Source organism: Acidovorax sp. CCYZU-2555 (assembly GCF_018413525.1).
In the GTDB taxonomy this organism is placed as follows: domain Bacteria; phylum Pseudomonadota; class Gammaproteobacteria; order Burkholderiales; family Burkholderiaceae_C; genus Comamonas.
This window is the reverse complement of record NZ_JAHCDD010000050.1, coordinates 22,606-43,659: the sequence shown is the minus strand read 5'-3', so window position 1 is coordinate 43,659 and position 21,054 is coordinate 22,606. Positions and strand designations below refer to the sequence as shown.

Annotated in this window: 15 protein-coding genes and 1 tRNA gene; 11 read left to right on the top strand and 5 right to left on the bottom strand. The window is 67.9% G+C overall.

Annotated elements, in window-relative coordinates; all coding sequences use genetic code 11:
* The 6 genes from KHY18_RS17450 to KHY18_RS17425 form a co-directional block, all read left to right on the top strand.
* Nucleotides 1–701 (top strand): threonine ammonia-lyase (locus KHY18_RS17450; protein WP_213302631.1); only part of this gene is annotated, 701 nt, incomplete at its 5' end.
* 103 nt (nt 702–804) lie between these two features.
* Nucleotides 805–1,806, top strand: a complete 1,002-nt coding sequence (locus tag KHY18_RS17445) for a Bug family tripartite tricarboxylate transporter substrate binding protein (protein WP_213302628.1) — start codon at nt 805–807, stop codon at nt 1,804–1,806.
* 93 nt (nt 1,807–1,899) lie between these two features.
* Nucleotides 1,900–1,976 (top strand) — tRNA-Gln (locus KHY18_RS17440).
* Nucleotides 1,977–2,181: 205 nt separating this feature from the next.
* A complete protein-coding gene (locus KHY18_RS17435) occupies nt 2,182–4,620 on the top strand; it encodes a membrane-bound PQQ-dependent dehydrogenase, glucose/quinate/shikimate family (RefSeq protein WP_213302625.1) in 2,439 nt (812 codons plus the stop codon).
* 144 nt (nt 4,621–4,764) lie between these two features.
* On the top strand, nt 4,765–6,270 hold the full coding sequence (locus KHY18_RS17430; RefSeq protein ID WP_213302622.1) for an MFS transporter: 1,506 nt from the start codon (nt 4,765–4,767) through the stop codon (nt 6,268–6,270).
* 17 nt (nt 6,271–6,287) lie between these two features.
* On the top strand, nt 6,288–6,860 hold the full coding sequence (locus KHY18_RS17425; RefSeq protein WP_213302619.1) for a TetR/AcrR family transcriptional regulator: 573 nt from the start codon (nt 6,288–6,290) through the stop codon (nt 6,858–6,860).
* A 21-nt stretch (nt 6,861–6,881) separates the two neighbouring features.
* On the opposite strand, the gene KHY18_RS17420 is transcribed toward KHY18_RS17425, so the two are convergent.
* Both KHY18_RS17420 and KHY18_RS17415 read right to left on the bottom strand, forming a co-directional pair.
* On the bottom strand, nt 6,882–7,394 hold the full coding sequence (locus KHY18_RS17420) for a Dps family protein (protein ID WP_349630311.1): 513 nt from the start codon (nt 7,392–7,394) through the stop codon (nt 6,882–6,884).
* A 144-nt stretch (nt 7,395–7,538) separates the two neighbouring features.
* Nucleotides 7,539–8,375, bottom strand: coding sequence for a DNA/RNA non-specific endonuclease (locus KHY18_RS17415; RefSeq protein ID WP_249729191.1), 837 nt, complete (start codon nt 8,373–8,375; stop codon nt 7,539–7,541).
* Nucleotides 8,376–8,518: 143 nt separating this feature from the next.
* Between KHY18_RS17415 and KHY18_RS17410 the strand changes: the two genes are divergently transcribed.
* The 4 genes from KHY18_RS17410 to putA all read left to right on the top strand — a co-directional run bounded on the left by KHY18_RS17410 (nt 8,519) and on the right by putA (nt 14,552).
* Nucleotides 8,519–8,728 (top strand): putative hemolysin, encoded by a 210-nt coding sequence (locus tag KHY18_RS17410; RefSeq protein WP_213302613.1) that lies wholly within the window; start codon nt 8,519–8,521, stop codon nt 8,726–8,728.
* Nucleotides 8,729–8,850: 122 nt separating this feature from the next.
* Nucleotides 8,851–9,924, top strand: coding sequence for a 6-carboxytetrahydropterin synthase (locus KHY18_RS17405; protein WP_213302610.1), 1,074 nt, complete (start codon nt 8,851–8,853; stop codon nt 9,922–9,924).
* Entirely contained in the window at nt 9,921–10,556 is a 636-nt protein-coding gene (queE, locus tag KHY18_RS17400) for a 7-carboxy-7-deazaguanine synthase (RefSeq protein WP_213302607.1), read from the top strand. The genes KHY18_RS17405 and queE overlap by 4 nt, the downstream gene beginning before the upstream one ends.
* Before the next feature lie 246 nt (nt 10,557–10,802).
* On the top strand, nt 10,803–14,552 hold the full coding sequence (gene putA, locus KHY18_RS17395) for a trifunctional transcriptional regulator/proline dehydrogenase/L-glutamate gamma-semialdehyde dehydrogenase (protein ID WP_213302603.1): 3,750 nt from the start codon (nt 10,803–10,805) through the stop codon (nt 14,550–14,552).
* On the opposite strand, the gene KHY18_RS17390 is transcribed toward putA, so the two are convergent.
* The 3 genes from KHY18_RS17390 to acnD form a co-directional block, all read right to left on the bottom strand.
* Nucleotides 14,538–15,263, bottom strand: coding sequence for a class I SAM-dependent methyltransferase (locus tag KHY18_RS17390; RefSeq protein WP_213302600.1), 726 nt, complete (start codon nt 15,261–15,263; stop codon nt 14,538–14,540). The two genes, putA and KHY18_RS17390, sit on opposite strands and share 15 nt — an antisense overlap.
* Before the next feature lie 74 nt (nt 15,264–15,337).
* On the bottom strand, nt 15,338–16,501 hold the full coding sequence (gene prpC / locus KHY18_RS17385) for a bifunctional 2-methylcitrate synthase/citrate synthase (RefSeq protein ID WP_213302598.1): 1,164 nt from the start codon (nt 16,499–16,501) through the stop codon (nt 15,338–15,340).
* Nucleotide 16,502: 1 nt separating this feature from the next.
* Nucleotides 16,503–19,142 carry a Fe/S-dependent 2-methylisocitrate dehydratase AcnD gene (gene acnD / locus KHY18_RS17380; RefSeq protein WP_213302596.1) on the bottom strand — a complete coding sequence of 880 codons (2,640 nt, stop codon included), beginning with the start codon at nt 19,140–19,142 and terminating at the stop codon, nt 16,503–16,505.
* A gap of 134 nt (nt 19,143–19,276) precedes the next feature.
* On the opposite strand from acnD, the gene KHY18_RS17375 reads away from it, so the two are divergent.
* Entirely contained in the window at nt 19,277–20,722 is a 1,446-nt protein-coding gene (locus tag KHY18_RS17375; RefSeq protein ID WP_213302594.1) for a short-chain fatty acyl-CoA regulator family protein, read from the top strand.
* Nucleotides 20,723–21,054: the final 332 nt, after the last annotated feature.

Here is a 21,054-nt window from a genome sequence, read left to right as displayed (position 1 = left end):
CCACCATCGTGATGCCCGTTGACGCGCCCAGGAACAAGGTGGCGCGCGCGCTGGCCCAGGGCGCGCAGGTCGTGCATTACGACCGCGAGAAGGAAAGCCGCGAAGACATAGGCATGCGTCTTTTGGCCGAGACCGGCGGCACGCTGGTGCCTCCCGGCGATCACCCGCAGGTGCTCGCGGCCCAGGGCACGGTGGCGCTCGAAGCGCTGCAGGACCTGCCCGCGGGCGTGGCCGAAACGCTGGGCCTGTTCGCCGCGCCCTGCGGCGGCGGCGGCCTGATGGCCGGCTGCTGCCTCACGCTCGATGCGCTGAGTCCGAACGCGCGCCGCGTCGCCGTCGAGCCCGCGGCCTTCGACGACACCGTGCGCTCGCTGGCCAGCGGCCGGCGCGAAACCAATGCGGCCGGCGCACGCACGCTGTGCGACGCGCTGCAGGCCGCTACGCCCGCCGAGCTGCCGTTCTCCATCAACCAGCCGCTGCTGACCGGAGCCGTGGCGGTGACCGACGACGAAGTCGCGCGCGCCATGCGCTTTGCGCTCGAAGAGCTGCACCTGCTGGTCGAGCCCGGCGGCAGCGTGGCGCTGGCCGCGCTGCTCGCGGGCCACCTGCGGCTCGACGGCCAAAGCGCTGTGGTCGTGCTGTCGGGCGGCAACGTCGACATGGCGCTGCTGCAGTCCGTGATCGCCCGCACCGATGCCTGAACCCGAATCCCAGAACAACGAGGCCGACGCCACCGCCCAGCGGTGCAGCGTCGCCCAGGAGACCGAAAGCCCTCTGTTCACCGCGTTTCAGAAAGTCCCCACCATGTTGTTTTCCGCACCCTCTCTCTCGTCTTCCCGCCGTCTGCTGCTCAAGAGCCTTGCGGCGCCGCTCGCGGCGCTGGCGCTTTGCAGCCATGCCCACGCAGCGTTTCCCGACAAGCCGATCACGCTGATCGTGCCGTTCAACGCCGGCACCACGCCCGACATCGTCTCGCGCCTGCTGGCCGAATCGGTGAGCCGCGACATCGGCCAGCCCGTGGTGGTGATGAACCGGGTGGGCGCATCGGGCATCATCGGCACGCAGGCGGTGGCGAATGCACCGGCCGATGGCTACACCATCGGTTTCGCGAACGTCGCGACGCTGGCGATCAACCAGTCGCTGTACCAGAAGCTGCCCTATGACGCCGACAAACAGCTCGCGCCCATCACCTTGATCGGCGGCGTGCAGAACGTGCTGGCCGTGCGCAGCAGCCTGGGCGTGAAAGACGTTGCCGGCCTGATCGCGCTGGCCAAGCAGCAGCCGGGCAAGCTCACCGTGGGCTCGGGCGGCAACGGCACGACGGGCCACCTGAGCGCCGAGATGTTCAAGAGCATGGCCGGCGTGTCCATCGTGCACGTGCCCTACAAGGGCGGGCTCGAAGCGGATCTGGCGCTGCTGCGCGGCGAAGTCGATCTGGTGTTCGAGAACATCACCTCGATCGCGCCCCATCTCAAGGGCGACAAGCTGACGGCGCTGGCCGTGACCGGCGCGGCGCGCGACAGCCGCCTGCCCAAGCTGCCGACCCTGGCCGAAACCGGGCTCACGGGCTACCAGGCCGTGGCCTGGAACGGCTATATCGCGCCCGCGGGCGTCGACGCCAAGATTCTCGACTTCCTGAACGCGGCGTTCAACAAGGCGCTGTCTTCGCCGGTCGTCAAGCAGCAGTTGAACAGCCAGGCCTATGAAGTGAATGTGGGCCCGCGCCAGGCGCTGTTCGATCTGGCCAAGAAGGAGCGCCCGGTCTGGGCCGAGGTGATCCGGATCTCGGGCGCCAAGCTGGATTGAGGTCGGCCGGAACGCAGGAATGAAATTTTTGTGAATTTTTCGCTGAATTTCATTTTTGCCCCATTTTGGCGATGCTATGATTGCGGGCATTGAAGGGGAGTCGCCAAGTTGGTTAAGGCACTGGATTTTGATTCCAGCATGCGAAGGTTCGAGTCCTTCTTCCCCTGCCAAGATTCAAACCCCGGTTGCGCAAGCAGCCGGGGTTTTTTCGTTGGCGAACGCTTTGGACTGCGAGGGCCATGGGTATACCCTAATTGACCTCGCCGCAGCCAGGGGTGAATGCTAATGGCGAAAATTGCCTGTTGATCAGTATGGGGTGGCTGTGCCTGTTGCATGGCGCCTAACAATCCATGTTGACTGAATGGGAGTTGAGCCTTGAAAACAAAAACAATTCCGCCGCTCGGCGGTTGGCGTGTCTGGCTGTATGCCTTGGCACTGTTGCTGCTCGCAGCCGGCCTGTTCCTGACCATTGGCGGCGCCGTGTTGGCGACGCGAGGCGGTAGCTGGTACTTCGTGCTCGCAGGCCTGGTCATCACCGCCGCCGCGGTGCAGGTGGGCCGCGGCCGCAGTTCGGGTGCCTGGCTTTATCTGGCCGCATTGGCCGGTACCGTGGTCTGGGCGCTCGCCGATGTGGGCCTCGACTTCTGGGGCCTGATCTCGCGCCTGCTGGCGCTGGTGTTCCTGGGCGCCGTGGTCGCGTTCACCTTGCCGCTGCTGCGCCGCGCGCAAGGCCTCGCGCCCGCGCGTGCGCAGGGCGCGGCCATAGGCGGCGTGCTGCTGGTGCTGGGCGTGATCGGCTTTGGCGGCATGTTCGTCAAGCACCCCGAAGTGGTGGCCTCCGCACCCGCGGCCCAGCAGATCCCCGTGCAACCCGGTTCCGAGCAAAAAGACTGGGCCCATTATGGCAATGACGCCGGCACGCAGCGCTTTGCCGCGCTCGACCAGATCAATGCGTCCAACGTCGGCCAGCTGGCCGTGGCCTGGACCTTTCAGCATGGCGACATTCCCCAGTCGACGGGCGCGGGCTCCGAAGACCAGCTGACGCCCATGCAAGTGGGCGACAAGCTGTTCGTCTGCACCCCGCACAACAACGTGATCGCGCTCGACGTCGACACCGGCAAGCAACTGTGGCGCCGTGACTTCAACGCGTCCGTGGGCGGCGTCTGGGAACGCTGCCGCGGTCTCGCGTATTTCGACGTGAACGCCGCGATCGCCGCGCCCACGGTCGCGGGCTCCAGCCCCGTGACGCCCGTGTCGCTGCCCGCCTCGGGCGGTTGCGAGCGCCGCGTGGTGATGAACACCATTGACGCGCGCCTGGTCGCGATCAACGCCGACAACGGCGAAATGTGCGCCGAGTTCGGCGACAAGGGCCAGGTCGACCTCAAGGCCGGCCTGGGCAACATCGCCAACAAGGCGTTCTACACCATGACGTCCGCGCCCACCGTGGCCGGCACCGCCATCGTGGTCGGCGGCCGTGTGGCCGACAACGTCCAAGTCGACATGCCCGGCGGCGTGATGCGCGCCTTCGACGTGATCAGCGGCAAGATGCTGTGGCACTTCGATCCGGGCACCGACAACCCCAACGCGCCCTTGAACGCCGACCAGAACTTTCAGCGTTCCACGCCCAACGTCTGGGCCGGCATTTCGTACGACCCGACGATGAACGCCGTGTTCCTGCCCGTGGGTTCGGCTTCGGTCGATCTGTACGGCGCGACGCGCAGCGAACTCGATCGCAAGTACGGTGCTTCGGTGCTGGCGCTCGACGCCGCGACCGGCAAGGAAAAGTGGGTCTACCAGACCGTGCACAACGACCTGTGGGACTTCGACGTTCCCATGGCGCCTTCGCTGATCGACTTCCCCAAGCCTGACGGCAGCAAGGTGCCGGCCGTGGTCGTCGCCACCAAGGCCGGCCAGATCTACGTGCTGGACCGCGTCACGGGCAAGCCGCTGACCGCCGTCGAAGAACGTGAAGTCAAGCCCGGCCGCATCGCGGGCGAGCACTACTCCAAGACCCAGCCGTTCTCCGTGGGCATGCCGCAAATCGGCGCGCAGACGCTGACCGAGTCCGACATGTGGGGCGCCACGCCGTTCGACCAGCTGCTGTGCCGCATCGACTTCAAGGGTATGCGCTACGACGGCCTGTACACCGTGCCCGACACCGACAAGTCGCTGTCGTTCCCCGGCTCGCTGGGCGGCATGAACTGGGGCGGTCTGTCTACCGATCCGAACAACAACCTGCTGTTCGTCAACGACATGCGCCTGGGCCTGTGGGTCACCATGGTCGAGCAGAAAAAGAATGACAAGCTGTCCGACGGCGGCGAAGCGCCCAACGTCGGCATGGGCCAGGTGCCGCTGGGCGGCACGCCTTACTCGGTGATGAAGAACCGCTTCCTGTCGGCGCTGCAGATCCCTTGCCAGAAGCCGCCTTTCGGCACCATGACCGCGATCGACCTGAAAACGCAAAAGGTCGCGTGGCAGGTGCCTCTGGGCACGGTGCAGGACACCGGCCCGTTCGGCATCAAGATGCTGCTTCCCATGGAAGTCGGCATGCCCACGCTGGGCGGCTCGGTCGCGACCCAGGGCAATCTGGTGTTCTTCGCCGGCACGCAAGACTACTACCTGCGCGCGCTCGACACCGCCTCAGGCAAGGAAGTGTGGAAGCAGCGCCTGCCCGTGGGCAGCCAGGGCACGCCAATGACCTACAAGTCGCCCAAGACCGGCAAGCAGTACGTGGTCATCTCGGCCGGCGGCGCACGTCAGTCGCCCGACCGCGGCGACTATGTGATCGCCTACGCCTTGCCTGACAAGAAGTAAAAGCGAGGGCGGGGCCGCAATTGCGGCCCCCGTGCACAGGCCACCTGAGGGTGGCCTTTTTCATGCGCGGGCTTTCCGATCGGGTTTGAAACTTAACATTCAAGAATGTATAGTTATGAACCCGATCCGAAAGAAAATTGACCCATGTCCACCGACAATCGACGCTGGAAAGTGCTGATCACCGTCGCAGCCGCACTGCTGCTGATCACCCTCGACAACTCCGTGCTCTACACCGCGCTGCCCACGCTGGTGCGCGAACTCGGGGCCAGCAATACCCAGGGGCTGTGGATCATCAACGCCTACCCGCTGGTGATGGCCGGCCTGTTGCTGGGCGCGGGCACGCTGGGCGATCGCATAGGCCATCGCCAGATGTTTCTCGGCGGTCTGGTGGTGTTCGGCGCGGCGTCGGTGATCGCCGCCTTCGCGCCCAGCCCCGCGCTGCTGATTGGCGCACGCGGGCTGCTGGCCGTGGGCGCGGCGGCCATGATGCCGGCGACGCTGGCGCTGATCCGCATCACGTTCGAAGACCAGCGCGAACGCAACATGGCGATCGCCATCTGGGGCAGCATTTCCATTGTGGGCGGCGCGCTTGGCCCCATCGCGGGAGGCTTGCTGCTCGCGCACTTCTGGTGGGGCGCGGTGTTCCTGATCAACGTTCCCGTGGTGATTGCGGCGTTCATCGCCGCGCTGGTGTACACGCCGCGCAGCACGCCCGACGCTTCCAGGCCCTGGGATCTGCTGTCGTCGCTGCAGGTGCTGGTCGCGCTGTCGGGCCTGGTCTTCGCGATCAAGCAGGCCGCGCATGCGCCGCCGTCGTGGCCCTCGGCGGGCGCGGCGCTGGGCGTGGCCTTGATCGCGGGCCTGCTGTTCGCGCGGCGCCAGGCGCGCCTGCCGTATCCATTGCTCGATTTTGCGATCTTTCGCAATCGCGCGTTTCTGGCCGGCGTGCTGGCCGCGGCGTTCGCGATGTTCACCATCGGCGGCGTGCAACTGATCACCACGCAGCGCTTTCAGTTGGTCGCGGGTTTCAGCCCGTTGCAGGCCGGGCTGCTGGTCTCAAGCATCGCCTTGGGTGCCTTGCCCAGCGGCGTGATCGGCGGCGCGGTGCTGCACCGCACCGGCCTGCTGCCGCTGATCGGCGGCGGCCTGCTGGTGGCGCTGCTGGGCGTGCTGCTCACCATCTTCGGCCTGGATGCGAGCCTGGGCTGGATGATTGCCGGCCTGGTGCTGACGGGCTTCGGCCTGGGCGCGGTGATGTCGGTGGCTTCGAGCGCGATTGTCGGCAACGCGCCCGCGCAGCGCGCGGGCATGGCGTCGTCGGTCGAGGAGGTGTCCTATGAGTTTGGCAGCCTGATCGCCGTGGCCTTGCTCGGCAGCCTGCTGGCCGTGCTCTATTCGGCCGGCGTGCAACTTCCGGCCGGCGCCCCGCAAGCCGCGCGCGCGGGCCTGGCCCAGGCCTTGGCGCTGGCCGATGCTGACAGCGTGACGGGGCCGGCGATCATCGAGGCCGCGTCGCGCGCTTACGATCGCAGCTATCTTGTCGTGATGTATGTGATCGCCGGCGTGCTGCTCATGGGCACGCTTGCCACGGCCGTGCTGCTGCGCCGCCACGGCCCGGGCTCGGAATCGTTCAGCACCGGCGCCCATTGAGAACAGAGGAATTCACCATGCGCACCAGCAACCGCAGCAAGATTCTCGACGCCGCAATCGGCGTCATCCAGCGCGACGGCGTGACCGGCGTGACATTCGACGCCGTCGCGGCCGAGGCCGGCGTCACGCGCGGCGGCATGATGTACCACTTCCGCTCGCGCGAAGCCCTGATCCAGGCGATTCACGACCACCTTGCCCAGCAGTGGGAAGCCAGCCTGCTCGAGAGCGCGGGCAAGCCGGCGCAGGAGGCCACGCCCAATGAGCGCCATATCGCCTACGCGCGCACCTGCGCGCAAAGCGCGACCCGCGCTGAACTGCTGTTCATGCTCGATGCATTGGGTTCGCCCCAGCTGAGCAACCCCTGGGATGGCGTGATGGCGCGCTGGGCGGCGCCCGTGCCCGAAGCGCTCGATGATGCCGACGCGCTGGCGCGCTTCGTCGCGCGCCTGGCCGCCGACGGCATGTGGGTCTATGAAGCGCTGTCGAACGAGCCGCTGTCTGCGCAGCTGCGCGAGCGCGTGGCAAGGCAGCTCACCCACATGATTGAAACCGGCTCCTGCGCGCCGGGCCAGGGGCCGGTTTCGGAGTGAGTCGATGGGGCGCTGGGCTCGTTATTCTTCGAGCAGCGAGCGCAGCATCCAGGCCGTCTGTTCATGCACCGACAGGCGCTGCGTCAGCAGATCGGCGGTGGGCTCGTCTGCGGCCTTGTCGGCGACGGGAAACAGGGCGCGCGCGGTGCGCGCCACGGCTTCGTGGCCGTTCACCAGAATGCGCACCATTTCGAGCGCCGAGGGCGGCTTGATGGGCGCGTCGTCGAGCGACGTGAGCTGGCCGTACTGCGCGTACGAGCCCGGCGCGACATGGCCCAGCGCGCGTATGCGTTCGGCAATCAGGTCGGCGGCATTCCACAGCTCGGTGTACTGCAGCATGAACATCTGGTGCAGGCTGTTGAACATAGGCCCGGTCACGTTCCAGTGGAAGTTGTGCGTGGTCAGGTACAGCGTGTAGTTGTCTGCCAGCAGGCGCGACAGGCCTTCGGCAATGGCCTGGCGGTCCTTGGCCGAGATGCCGATATTGATGGTGTGGGCCTGGGTTGCGGCGATGGCGACGGGTTTCTTGGGCACTGCTGACTCCTTTGCATTGAAACAAGGCGGGTTGAAATCGGTGGTGAACGTCGAAGAGGCACTACTGCAGACTCTAGCGTGTAACGGCGAGGCTCGCCACCCGGGCGTGCTGTGCGCGTGCCCGTGCGCGGCGCAAACCATGGGCTATCTGCTCACATGCGCGTCGTGTGCCTGGTGCCGCGTGCAGCCGGCGCCGGCCTGCATCGCGCGCGCGGCAGGCGGCAGAAAACGAATGCGCGTGCGCCGCACCAGTTCGTCGTAGCTGATGGGCGCCAGGGCCGTGGTGCTGGCCTCGTTGGCCATCCAGTGGGCCCAGCTCTTGCCGCTGCAGGGGTCGTAGACCAGCTTGAACAGATGGCTGGGCACCTGCACCTTGCCCGGGCCTATGGTCGGGGCCTGGGCGGCGAACACCGGGCCCGTGAAGACATACACGTCGGCCTGGGCGCGCAGCACGTACTGGCGTGTGTGCTGCTCGATTTCAGACCAGGCGCCGGCGTTGAAGATCTGGTCCTGGGGCACCATGTTGGCGAGGCTGAAGCTTTGGGCCATCGCATCGGGCGTGCTCATGTCGCCGGCCGGCGCCATATGGCCGCGCGAATAGCCCGAACCTCGGTAATCGGCGAGTTCGGCGCGTTCGCCCTCGGGCAGGCGCGCATCGGCAAAGAAGCGGTCGCTGCGCTTTTGCCCGCGCGCGGCGTTGATCATCGCCCGGTCGAGGTGTTCGGCAACGAATACTGGCGTCTTGGATTCACCGCTGTGCAGCACCGCGAACGCGCTGTAGCACAGCTCGCGCAGCGCGGGCGCGCCCGGCACCACGGGCGGGGTCTGCGCGGGAAAGAATTGCAGGCATTCGGAAAAAGCCGTGTCCACGGGCGACAGCGGCGGCACGGGCCGCAGCGCGCAGCCCGCCAGCAGCACCAGCAGGCCGCCGACCGCACTTCGTCTGCAGCGCCCGCGCGCGGCGCTACGCCAAGCCACCATTGCACCTCCTGCGGAACGGGGCGTGCACGACAAGGTGCATGTGTCTGGCATTGCCAAGGCCCCTGAATTTCCATCATAGGGGGACTATGTCCGTGCAGAGAGAAGAAACCATGGCCCGGTATCTGATGAAAAGCGCTGTCGCTATGGGCGCTGCATGCCTGCTGGCGGCCTGCGCGCCCCAGCCGATACGGCCTGCTGGCCTGGTCAATCCTGCGACCAGCCATTGCCATGCGCGCGGCGGGCGCACGCTGCTGGGCTACACGGCCGAGGGCCGCGAAGCGCTGTGCTTCCTGCCCGACGGCTCGCTGGTCGATGAATGGCAGCTGTATCGCGGCGACCACCCCTGCAAATAGCGCGTGTATCGGGGGGCCATGCCGGGCGAAGGAGCCGTGCGCCCTCCGAGGTCATGGCATGGCAGGCACAATGCCGGTCTGCGCCGGCCACCCCTGCTGGTTTGCTGTTTTGATTGAGTGCAATGAATACCAAGACTTTCCATGCTGCTGCAGCCCCTTTCGAGGCGGCGCGGCAGCTGACCGGGCACGCGCCAGCGCACCCGGCATCCCGCCTGCATGGGCATGGCTTCACCGCCCGCGTCCAATGCGCCATAGAAGCCGGCTGGGCGGATTTTCCCGGCGGCGAAGTTGAAAAGCTGCAGCAAAGCCTGACCGCGGCCCTGGCGCCGCTGGACTATCGCCATCTGAACGAGCAACTGGCCGATCCCAGCGATATCAACATCGCGCGCTGGCTTGCCGCGCAACTGGCCGACCCGGCGCTGGGCCAGATGGAAATCGGCATCGACAGCACCGACCGCCAGGGCGCGCTGCTCGACGCCGCGGGCCAGGCCCATGTCTGGCGCCGCTATGTGTTCCAGTCGGCGCACCAACTGCCCAATGTGCCCGAAGGCCACAAGTGCGGACGCATGCACGGCCATGGCTTCGAAGTCATCGTGCAGGCGCGCGCCCAGGACGGCGTCGATTACGACCGCCTCGACGCGGTCTGGGCACCGCTGCAGCATGCCTTGCACTACGCCTGCCTCAACGAACTGGCGGGGCTCGAGAACCCGACCAGCGAAATGATGTCGAGCTGGATCTGGCAGCGGCTGCAGGCACAGCTGCCTTCGCTGGCGCTGGTCACCGTCTACGAGACCGCGTCCTGCGGCGCGCGCTTCGACGGCCGGCACTACCGCATCTGGAAGGACCTCACGCTCGACAGCGCGCGCCAGCTGCGCCGCGCGCCCGAAGGCAGCGTGCACCGCCGGCTGCATGGTCACACCTATACGCTGCGCCTGCATTTGAGCGCGCCGCTGGACCAGATCATGGGCTGGACCGTGGACTTCGGCGATGTGAAGGAATTGTTCAACCCCTTGTTCAAGGCGCTGGACCACCGACCGCTGCACGAGATCGCCGGCCTCGAAGACTGCGATACCGCAAGCCTGGCGCAATGGATTCTGGCCCAGGCGCGCGCCGATCTGCCGCAGCTCGACGGCGTGGACCTGTTCGAAACCCGCGGCTGCGGCGCGCTGGTCGCGGTGCAAGGAGTGGCAGCATGACCTATTCCGTCAAGGAAATCTTCTACACGCTGCAAGGCGAGGGCGGTCAGGCCGGGCGCGCGGCGGTGTTCTGCCGCTTTGCGGGCTGCAATCTCTGGACGGGCCGCGAAAAGGACCGCGCCAAGGCCATTTGCCAGTTCTGCGACACCGATTTCGTCGGCACCGACGGCGAGGGCGGCGGCAAGTTCGCCACGGCCCAGGCGCTGGCGGAAAAAGTGAAGTCGCTGTGGCCCGCTTCGCCTTCGGGCAAGCCGCTGGTGGTCTGCACGGGCGGCGAGCCGCTGATGCAGCTCGACCAGGCCGTGGTCGATGCACTGCATGCCGTGGGTTTCGAGATTGCCGTCGAAACCAACGGCACCCAGCCCGCGCCCCAGGGCCTGGACTGGATCTGCGTGAGCCCCAAGGCCGGCGCGCCGCTGGTGTTGACCGCGGGCTCGGAGCTGAAGCTGGTCTTCCCCCAGCCCGGCGCCATGCCCGAGCAGTTCGCCGATCTGGCGTTCACCCACCATTTCCTGCAGCCCATGGACGGCCCCGACCAGCAGCGCAACACGCGCCTGGCGATCGACTACTGCATGGCCCATCCGCAATGGCGGCTGTCGATCCAGACCCACAAGGTGGTGGGAATAGCCTGACACCCCACAGTGCCGCGCGGCATGCTTAGAGCCGCCAACACAACCCTTGCTGCGTCGTTGCGTCGCCTTGTCGTGCTACTTGCACTGCCTGCGGCACCGCGCCTAGCATCAACCGCAAATCTTCGATTTGCTGGGTCGTGTTAGCGGCTCTTATCGCCGCAAGCAAAAAGGCGTACGCTGGAGGGGTACTTCGCAAGGAGGGCGGGCGCAGCCCCTGCCAGGCCATGGGGCGGCGTTCGCAAAGCCATGCCCGACTCGACTTTTGCGGCGCCCGCATTTGCGCCGCGCGACGCGATGGATTCGCCGCTGCGCCAGGCGATTGCGCAGGCCCAGGCGCTGACCGAACCCCAGGCGCTCGCGCCTTTGCTGGCCCAGGCGCGCCTGCCGCCCGCGCTCGCACAGGCGGTGCAAGCCACCGCCAGCCGGCTCACGCGCGGCATGCGTGCGCGCGGCGGCTCCTTGCAGGCCGGCCTGGTCCAGGGCATGCTGCAGCAGTTTTCGCTGTCTTCGCCCGAAGGCCTGGCGCTGATGTGCGTGGCCGAAGCCCTGCTGCGCATTCCCGACGCTGCCACGCGCGATGCGTTGATTCGCGACAAGATAGGCCGCGGCCATTGGCAGGCCCATCTGGGCCAAAGCCCGCGGCTGTTCGTCAACGCCGCTGCCTGGGGGCTGCTGGCCACGGGCAAGCTCGTCGCGGCGCCCGCGAACGCCAGCCTGGGTGCGGCCTTGCACCGGCTGGGCGCGAAAGGCGCCCAGCCGCTGGTGCGCGCCGCGGTCGACACGGCGGTGCGCCTGATGGCGCGGCAATTTGTCGCCGGCGAATCGATTGAGCAAGCACTGGCCGATGCGCGCGCGCGCGAAGCCCAGGGCTTTGGCCATTCCTATGACATGCTGGGTGAAGCCGCGCTGACCGAAGCGCAGGCGCAGCACTATCTGGCGTCGTACGCCCATGCGATCGACGCCATAGGCCGGGCGGCGATGGGGCGCGGCCTTCTTGCCGGCCCCGGCCTGTCGATCAAGCTGTCGGCGCTGCACCCGCGCTATGCGCGCGCCCAGCGCCAGCGCGTCATGACCGAGCTGTACCCGCGCCTGCTGCGGCTGGCGGTCGCGGCGCGGCGCTATGACATCGCCATCCATATCGATGCAGAAGAAAGCGAGCGGCTGGAGCTGTCGCTGGATTTGTTCGAAAAGCTGTGCCTTGCGCCCGAACTCGCGGGCTGGAACGGCCTGGGCTTTGTGCTGCAGGCCTACCAGAAGCGCTGCGCGAGCGCGGTCGACTATGTGCTCGATCTCGCACGCCGCAGCCAGCACCGGCTGCTGCTGCGCCTGGTCAAGGGTGCTTACTGGGACAGCGAGATCAAGCGCGCCCAGGTCGAGGGGCTGGACGGCTACCCGGTGTTCACGCGCAAGGCGCATACCGATGTGGCCTACATCGCCTGCGCGCGCCAGCTGCTGGCCGCGCCCGACGCGGTCTACCCGCAGTTCGCGACCCACAACGCGCTCACGCTGGCCACGGTCTACCACCTGGCCGCTGCCGAGTACCCGCAGGCCGACTACGAATTCCAGTGTCTGCACGGCATGGGCGAGCCGCTGTACGAACAGGTCGTGGGCCGCGGCGGACTCGCGCGCTCGTGCCGCATCTATGCGCCCGTGGGCGACCATTCCCATCTGCTGGCCTATCTGGCGCGGCGGCTGCTTGAAAACGGCGCCAATTCCTCGTTTGTGAACCAGGTGGCCGACCCGGCCAGGGCGCTGGCCGGGCTGCTGCGCTCGCCCGTGGAAAGCGTCGATGCCGCGGCCGCGCGCGAGGGCGTGTTCGGCGCTGCCCATCCGCGCATTCCCTTGCCGCGCGCGCTGTTCGGCGCGCAGCGCGCAAATTCGCGCGGGCTCGATCTGAGCGATGAAGCGAGCTTGCAGGCCTTTGCGCGCGTGCTGGCCCAGGCCAGGCGCGCACAGGCCGGCCCCGTGCTCGCGCGGCCGCAGGCCTCGACCGGCTCGCGCCTGGTGGTGCGCAATCCCGCACAGCATGACGAGATCGTCGGTGAAGTGCAGGAGACCGACGACGCGCAGATCGAGTCGGCCTTGGCCCAGGCCAGCGCCGGCTTTGCGGCGTGGTCGGGTACCGCTGCGCCCGTGCGCGCGCAGTGCCTGCTGCGCGCGGCCGATGCCTATGAAGCCCAGACCCTGTCGTTGATGGCGCTGATGGTGCGCGAAGCCGGCAAGACCGCGGCCAATGCGCTGGCCGAAGTGCGCGAGGCGGTCGACTTTCTGCGCTATTACGCGACCCAGGTCGAGCGCGATTTCCACAACGACACGCATGTGCCGCTGGGGCCCGTGGTCTGCATCAGCCCCTGGAATTTTCCGCTGTCGATCTTCACCGGGCAGATAGCGGCCGCGCTGGCCGCGGGCAATACCGTGCTGGCCAAGCCGGCCCGGCAGACGCCGCTGATCGCCGCCCAGGCCGTGGCGCTGTTGCACGCGGCGGGCGTTCCGGTCCAGGCGCTGCAACTGCTGCCCGGCGCGGGCGCGATCGTCGGCGCGGCGCTGGCGGCCGATGCGCGCGTGATGGGCGTGGTGTTCACGGGCTCGACCGAAGTCGCGCAGCAGCTCGCGCGCACGCTGGACCAGCGGCTGCGCCCCGACGGCCAGCCCGTGGTGCTGATCGCCGAAACCGGTGGGCAGAACGCAATGTTCGTCGACTCGTCGGCCCTGCTCGAACAGGTCGTGCCCGATGTGCTGGCCTCGGCTTTTGACAGCGCGGGCCAGCGCTGTTCGGCGCTGCGCATTCTGTGTGTGCAGGAAGACTGCGCCGACCGTCTGCTGCAGATGCTCGATGGGGCGCTGCAGCAGCTGCAGGTGGGCGACCCGCAGCGCCTCGCGACCGATGTGGGGCCGGTGATCGATGGATGCGCCCAGGCCGAGATCGCCGAGCATATCGTCACGTTCCAGGCCAAGGGCGCTGTCGTGCGCCAGGCGGCGCTGGCCGCCGAGGTCGCGACCCGGGGCAGCTTTGTCGCCCCGACCGTCATCGAGATCGAGCGCATCGCGGAACTCGGGCGCGAAGTGTTCGGGCCGGTGCTGCATGTGCTGCGCTACCCGCGCGCGCGCTTCGAAAGCCTGCTGGCCCAGATCAACGCCACCGGCTATGGCCTGACCCAGGGCCTGCATTCGCGATTGGGCAGCACGGCGGCCCAGGTCACGGCCGCATGCCGTGCGGGCAATCTCTATATCAACCGCAACATCATCGGCGCCGTGGTCGGCGTGCAGCCGTTCGGCGGCGAAGGCCTGTCGGGCACCGGCCCCAAGGCGGGCGGGCCGCTGTATCTGCGCCGGCTGCTCGCGCGCCATCCGGCCGACACGCGCGAACTGGTACTGCGCGGCGCGCTGGCGCCCCTGCCGCGCCAGGCATCGGCTGCGCGCCCGGCATTGCAGGCGCTGCAGCAATGGGCGCGCGCTCAGGGCGGGGCGGCGATGCACCAGCTCGAGCAGCGCTGCGCGCTCTATGCCAGCCAGTCGCCCGCCGATCTCGATGTGCTGCTGCCCGGCCCCACGGGAGAGTGCAATCGCTACCGGCTCATGGCGCGGCCCGCGACGCTGTGCCTGGCGACCAATGCCTACGGTCTGCTGCTGCAGCTCGCGGCGGTGCTGGCCGTGGGCGGCAAGTCCGTGTGGCCGGCCGAGCATGCGGCGCTGGCGGCGCGGCTGCCGGCCAGCGTCACCCATGAATTGGTGCTGGTCATCGCCTGGGCCCAGGCGCTGGCCGAGAACCGGCTGCGCGCCGACGCCGTGCTGCATGCGGGCACGGCCGAATCGCTGCGCGCGCTGCAGCTGCGGCTGCAGGCCCGCGCCGGCCCGCTGCTGGCCGTGGTGCACCTGGGCAGCGACGACGCGCCGGTGCCGCTGGAGCGCCTGCTGATCGAGCGCGCGGTCAGCACCAACACGGCCGCTGCCGGCGGCAATGCGTCGTTGATGACGCTGGACTCACATGGCGAATGAACCCGCAGGGCTCTTGAACGCGATCCACGCGCTCCAGAACAGGCTGGAGAAGAACCGCATGGGCTGGCGAAAGCCCGCGGCGTGCAGCAGCGACTCGACTTCGGCTTCCGAGGCCGGCGGCACCGCGCCCTGGCGTATCTTGCCCAGCTTGGCCTCGACTTCGGCGTCGCTGGCCCCCGCCATGCGCCAGCGCTGCGCCCATGCGGCGAGAAACAGCGGCTGCGATTCGTAGGCGCAGCGATTGCAGGCCAGGATGAAAGGCGCACCGGGCCGCAGCCGCTCGGCCATGGCGTGCAGGATGTCTTGCTTGGCCTGCTGCAAGGGCAGGTGATGGAGCACGCCGATCAGCGTGGCCGCGTCGAACGGCGCGCTCGCGGGCAGCGCGTTCAGCGTGCCCACGAACGGCGTCACACGGTCGGCAAGGCCGGCCTGGGCGATGCGTTCCAGCGCGGTATCGAGCATGGTCTGCGCGGGGTCGACGGCAACGAATTGCCAGCCGGACTGCAACTGCGCGGCGCTGATGATTTCCTGGCCCGTGCCGCCGGCGCCGCCGACCAGAATGCGCGCGTCGCCCGTGCCCAGATGGGCGGACAGCAGGCAGGCCGCGAGTTCATGGCAGGCGTCGTAGCCGGCCAGCGCGATGCGGCTCTGGGTGGCGTACTCCTGGGCACGGGACTGATCGAATTTGGTGATGGCTTCATCGGTAGGCATGCGCCGATGTTAGGCAGCGCAGGCATGCGGGAAAAGCCGTGGTCCGCGATTGGCGGCATCGCCGTTGTCGACGCTCACTGCCGCTGATCGATGGGCACGAACGCGAGATCGTCGGGGCCCGTGTAATGGGCGCTGGGACGGATGATCTTGTTGTCCTGGCGCTGCTCGATCACATGCGCGGCCCAGCCGCTGGTGCGCGCGATCACGAACAGCGGCGTGAACATGGCCGTGGGCACGCCCATCATGTGATAGCTCACGGCGCTGAACCAGTCGAGGTTGGGGAACATGCGCTTGCTGTCCCACATCACGGCCTCGAGGCGCTCGGCGATGGCATACATCTTGGTGTTGCCCGCCTGCAGCGACAGCTCCTCGGCGACGCGCTTGATGATGGTGTTGCGCGGGTCGCTCACGGTGTAGACCGGGTGGCCGAAGCCTATGACCACTTCCTTGGCCTCGACGCGCCGGCGGATGTCGGCCTCGGCTTCGTCGGGACTCGCATAGCGCTTCTGAATTTCGAACGCGACTTCGTTGGCGCCGCCATGCTTGGGGCCGCGCAGCGCACCTATCGCGCCCGTGATCGCCGAGTGCATGTCGCTGCCCGTGCCCGCGACCACGCGCGCGGTGAAGGTCGAGGCATTGAACTCGTGCTCGGCGTAGAGATTGAGCGAGGTGTGCATGGCGCGCTCCCAGGCCGCGCTGGGCTTTTCGCCGTGCAACAGGTGCAGGAAATGCGCGCCTATCGAGTCGTCGTCGGTTTCCACGTCGATGCGCTTGCCCTGCGTGCTCCAGTGGTACCAGTACAGCAGCATCGAGCCCAGGCAGGCCATCAGCCGGTCGGCGATGTCGCGCGCCCCGGGCGTGTTGTGGTCGTCCTTTTCGGGCAGCACGCAGCCCAGCGTCGACACGCCGGTGCGCATCACGTCCATGGGGTGGGCGTTGGCGGGCAGCTGTTCCAGCGCGTCCTTGACGCTGGCCGGCAGGCCGCGCATGGCCTTGAGCCTGGCCTTGTAGGCCTTGAGTTCTGCGCGCGTGGGCAGCTTGCCGTGCACCAGCAGGTGGGCGATTTCCTCGAAGGTGCAGACTTCGGCGATATCGAGAATGTCGTAGCCGCGGTAGTGCAGGTCGTTGCCAGTCTTGCCCACGGTGCACAGCGCGGTGTTGCCGGCGGTGACGCCGGACAGCGCGACGGATTTCTTGGGCTTGGGAGCGTTGTGGGCGCTGGCGAGGGCGAGGGTCATGTCAGTTCTCCTGGAATGCGGGTTGGCGGTGGGGAGCGGAGGGAGCGGTGGCGCTGCGTTGCAGGAAATCCTGGGCGAAGCGCTGCAGCACGCCGCCGGCTTCGTAGATCGAAAGTTCCTCGGCGGTGTCGAGCCGGCATTGCATGCGCACGTCCTGCTGGCGGCCGTCGCGGCGCGTGATGCGCAGCACCAGCGTGGCGCTGGGCGCGCGCATGCCCAGCACGTCATAGGTTTCCGTGCCGTCGAGCGCCAGCGTGTGGCGGTCGCAGCCCGGCAGGAACTGCAGCGGCAGCACGCCCATGCCTATCAGGTTGGTGCGGTGTATGCGCTCGAAGCCTTCGGCCGCCACCACTTCGACGCCCGCGAGCCGCACGCCCTTGGCCGCCCAGTCGCGCGACGATCCCTGGCCGTAGTCGGCGCCGGCGATGATGATCAGCGGCTGGCGGCGCGCCATATAGATTTCTATCGCTTCCCACATGCGCAGCACATGGCCTTCGGGCTCGATTCGCGCCAGCGACCCTTGGCGCGTCTTGCCCTGGTCATCGCTCACCATTTCGTTGCGCAGCTGCGGGTTCGCCAGCGTGGCGCGCTGGGCCGTGAGGTGGTCGCCGCGGTGGGTCGCGTAGGAGTTGAAATCGTCTTCCGGCAGGCCCATGCGCGCCAGGTAGTCGCCCGCGGCCGAGTCGCGCGTGATCGCGTTCGACGGCGACAGATGGTCGGTGGTGATGTTGTCGGGCAGGATCGCCAGCGGCCGCATGCCGCGCAGCGTGCGCTCCCCCGCGAGCGCGCCTTCCCAGTAGGGCGGGCGGCGGATGTAGGTGCTCTGCGCGCGCCAGTCGTAGCGCGGCGCGACGGCCGCGCCCTTGACGGCGCGCAGGAACATCGGTGCATAGACCTGCTCGAACTGCGCGGGCCGGACCGCGGCCTGCACCACGGCATCGATCTCCTGGTCGCTGGGCCAGAGGTCGCTCAGGCGGATCTCGCGGCCCTCATGCACGCCCAGCACGTCGCGCTCGATGTCGAAACGTATGCTGCCCGCGAGCGCATAGGCGACGACCAGCGGCGGCGAGGCCAGGAAGGCCTGGCGCGCCTGCGGGTGGATGCGTCCGTCGAAATTGCGGTTGCCTGAAAGCACGGCCGTGGTGTGCAACTGGCGCGCATCGATTTCCTGGGCGATGGCCGGCGCGAGCGCGCCCGACATGCCGTTGCAGGTGGTGCAGGCAAAGCCGACGATGCCAAAGCCCAGCTGCTCGAGTTCGCGGTCCAGGCCCGCGGCCTCGAGGTACAGCGCGACCGTGCGCGAGCCCGGTGCGAGCGAAGATTTGACCCAGGGCTTGCGCGTGAGCCCCAGCCGGTTGGCGTTGCGCGCGAGCAGGCCCGCGGCGATCACGTTGCGCGGATTGCTGGTGTTGGTGCAACTGGTGATCGCGGCAATGATCACCGCGCCATCGGGCATCAGGCCGTCTGGCGGCGGCGCCTGTTCCTGGGCGATGCCGCGCGCCGCGAGCTCCGATGTAGGCACGCGTGCATGCGGGTTCGACGGCCCCGCGATGCAGCGCACCACACCCGCCAGATCGAACTGCAGCACCCGGTCGTAGACCGCGCCGGCCAGCGTATCGGCCCACAGGCCTGCGTGGCGCGCATAGGTTTCTACCAGCGCCACCTGCGCGGCTTCGCGCCCCGTGAGGCGCAGATAGGCCAGCGTCTGCGCGTCGATGGCGAACATCGCGGCCGTCGCGCCGTATTCGGGCGCCATGTTGGAAATCGTCGCGCGGTCGCCCAGCGTGAGCCCGGCCACGCCGTCGCCGTGGAATTCGAGGTAGCTGCCTACGACTTTCTGCGCGCGCAGGAATTCGGTCAGCGCGAGCACGATGTCGGTCGCGGTGATGCCCGGCTGGCGCGCGCCCGTGAGTTGCACGCCCACGATGTCGGGCACGCGCATCCAGACAGCGCGGCCCAGCATCACGCTTTCGGCTTCGAGCCCGCCCACGCCCACGGCCATCACGCCCAGCGCATCGACATGGGGAGTGTGGCTGTCGGTGCCGACCAGCGTGTCGGGGAAGGCGATGCCGCCTTGCACCTGCACCACGGGGCTCATTCGCTCCAGATTGATCTGGTGCATGATGCCGTTGCCCGGCGGCACCACGTCGACGTTCTCGAAGGCTTTCTGGCACCAGTCTATGAAGTGGAAGCGGTCGGCATTGCGCCTGTCTTCGATGGCGCGGTTGGCTGCAAAAGCGTCGGGGTCGTCGCCGCCGCGTTCGACGGCCAGCGAATGGTCGACGATCAGCTGCACCGGCACGACCGGGTTCACCTGCGCCGGGTCGCCGCCTTGCGCGGCAATCGCATCGCGCAGGCCCGCAAGATCGACCAGCGCGGTCTGGCCCAGGATGTCGTGGCACACCACGCGCGCCGGAAACCAGGGAAAGTCGCGGTCCTTGCGGCGCTCGATCATCTGCAGCAGGCCCTGGTCGCGCAGCGCGGGCGCGCAGCGGCGCACCAGATTCTCGGCATGTACGCGCAGCGTGTAGGGCAGGGCGGCCCAGGCGCCAGGGCAAAGGGCCTCGACGGCGGCGCGTGCGTCGCAGTATTGGAGCGCCGTGCCGGGCAGGGCGCGCAGAAAGTCGTTGGTCGTGTTCATCGGGGTCGTGATAGGCTTGCGTTGATTCGCAATTTACGCAACGGAGCCCGCTGCCGCCACCCCTGAATTGGCGAACTTTTGCGAATCACAAAACGTCAATTTGCGAAGTTTGCGAATTTTTGGAGATCGCTGTCATGGCCAAGACTTTCATGGGCGTGCGCCTGCGCTCGCTGCGCGCCGAGCGCGGCATGACGCAGCTCGCGCTGGCCCACGCGCTGGGGCTGTCGCCCAGCTATGTGAACCAGCTCGAGCAGGACCAGCGCCCGTTCACCGTGGCCGTGCTGCTCAAGATCCACCGCCTGCTGGGCGTCGACATCCAGCAGTTTTCCGAAGACGAGGAGGCGCGCGTGCTGGCCCAGCTCGGCGATGCGTTTGCCGCGCTGCCGGGCGCGCCCGCCGTGCCCCAGCCCGAGCTGCGCGAAGTCGCGGCCAAGCTGCCGCAACTGGCCCAGGCCATCCTGGCGCTGCACCGCCGCCATGCCGAAGATGTGCAGCGCCTCGAAGCGCTGTCGGCCCGGCTGGGCGACAGCCGCGCCGAAGGCGACGACTGGGCCGCGACGCCGCTGCGCCAGATGCCGTTCGAGGCGGTGCGCGACTTCTTCTTCGCCCACCGCAATTACTTCGATGCGCTGGACCGCGCGGCCGAAGCCTGGGCGGGCGAAGCCGGCGCGCAGGGCGCATCGCTGGTCGACTGGCTGATTGCGCGCCTGCGCAGCCAGCACGCCGTGCATGTGCAGCGCAGCGAGCGAGAAACCCAGGGCCCGCTGCGCCGCTACGACGCCGCCAGCCGCATCTTGTTTCTCTCGGCCCAGCTCGCGCCGGGCCAGCAGGCCTTCCAGATGGCGACGCAGCTGGCGCTGCTCGAAATGGAGACGCTGATCGACGAATGCCTGGCCACCGGCACCTGGCAGGACCCCGCCACGCGCCGGCTGGCGCGCATAGGCCTGGCGCATTACGCTGCCGGTGCGCTGGTGCTGCCCTACGGCGAATTCCTGCAGGCCGCGCAAACGCTGCGCCACGACATAGACCGGCTCGCACGCCAGTTCGGCGTGGGCTTCGAGACCGTGTGCCATCGGTTGTCGACGTTGCAGCGGCCCGGTGCCCCGGGCGTGCCGTTCTTCTTCATTCGCGTCGATCGCGCGGGCAATATCTCCAAGCGCCAGTCGGCCACGCATTTCCACTTTTCCAAGACCGGCGGTACCTGTCCGCTGTGGAATGTCTATGAAGCCTTTGCCCAGCCCGGGCGCATCCTGCCCCAGCTCGCCAGCATGCCCGACGGCCGCACTTATTTATGGGTCGCGCGCAGCATCTCCCATCCGGGCGCGGGCTGGGGCACGCCGGGCAAGATGTTCTCTATAGGCCTGGGCTGCGACGTGCAGCACGCGACGCGGCTGGTGTACTCGCAAGGCCTAGACCTCAAGGGCTCGCATGCGGCCACGCCCATAGGCATGGGCTGCAAGGTCTGCGAACGCAGCGCCTGCCCGCAGCGCGCGTTTCCGTTTGTCGGCAAGCCGCTGCTGGTCAACGAGAACGCGCAGGGGTTTGTGCCGTATGCGGCGGTGGAGGGGCAGGCGATCTGAGCGCGCTTTTGGCCTCGTGTTCGATTCGTTCTGGGCGAGGCAAGCCACAAGTGGCCGCGCAATGCATCGTCAAAAAACTGAGGGCTTGCCAATTCCGCTCGTCCTGAGCGAGGTATGCGAGCCGAGGTCTCGCAAGGCGTTCAAAAGAAACAGCGGGCCTCGAAATTCCGTTCGTCCTGAGCGGGGTAAGCGAGACGAAGTCTCGCAAGGCATTCAAAAGAAACAGCGGGCCTTAACCCCCCGTTCGTCCTGAGCTTGTCGAAGGATGAACGGCCTGCGCTCAAGTCTTGAGAACGGGCCGTTCATGGTTCGACAAGCTCACCACGAACGGT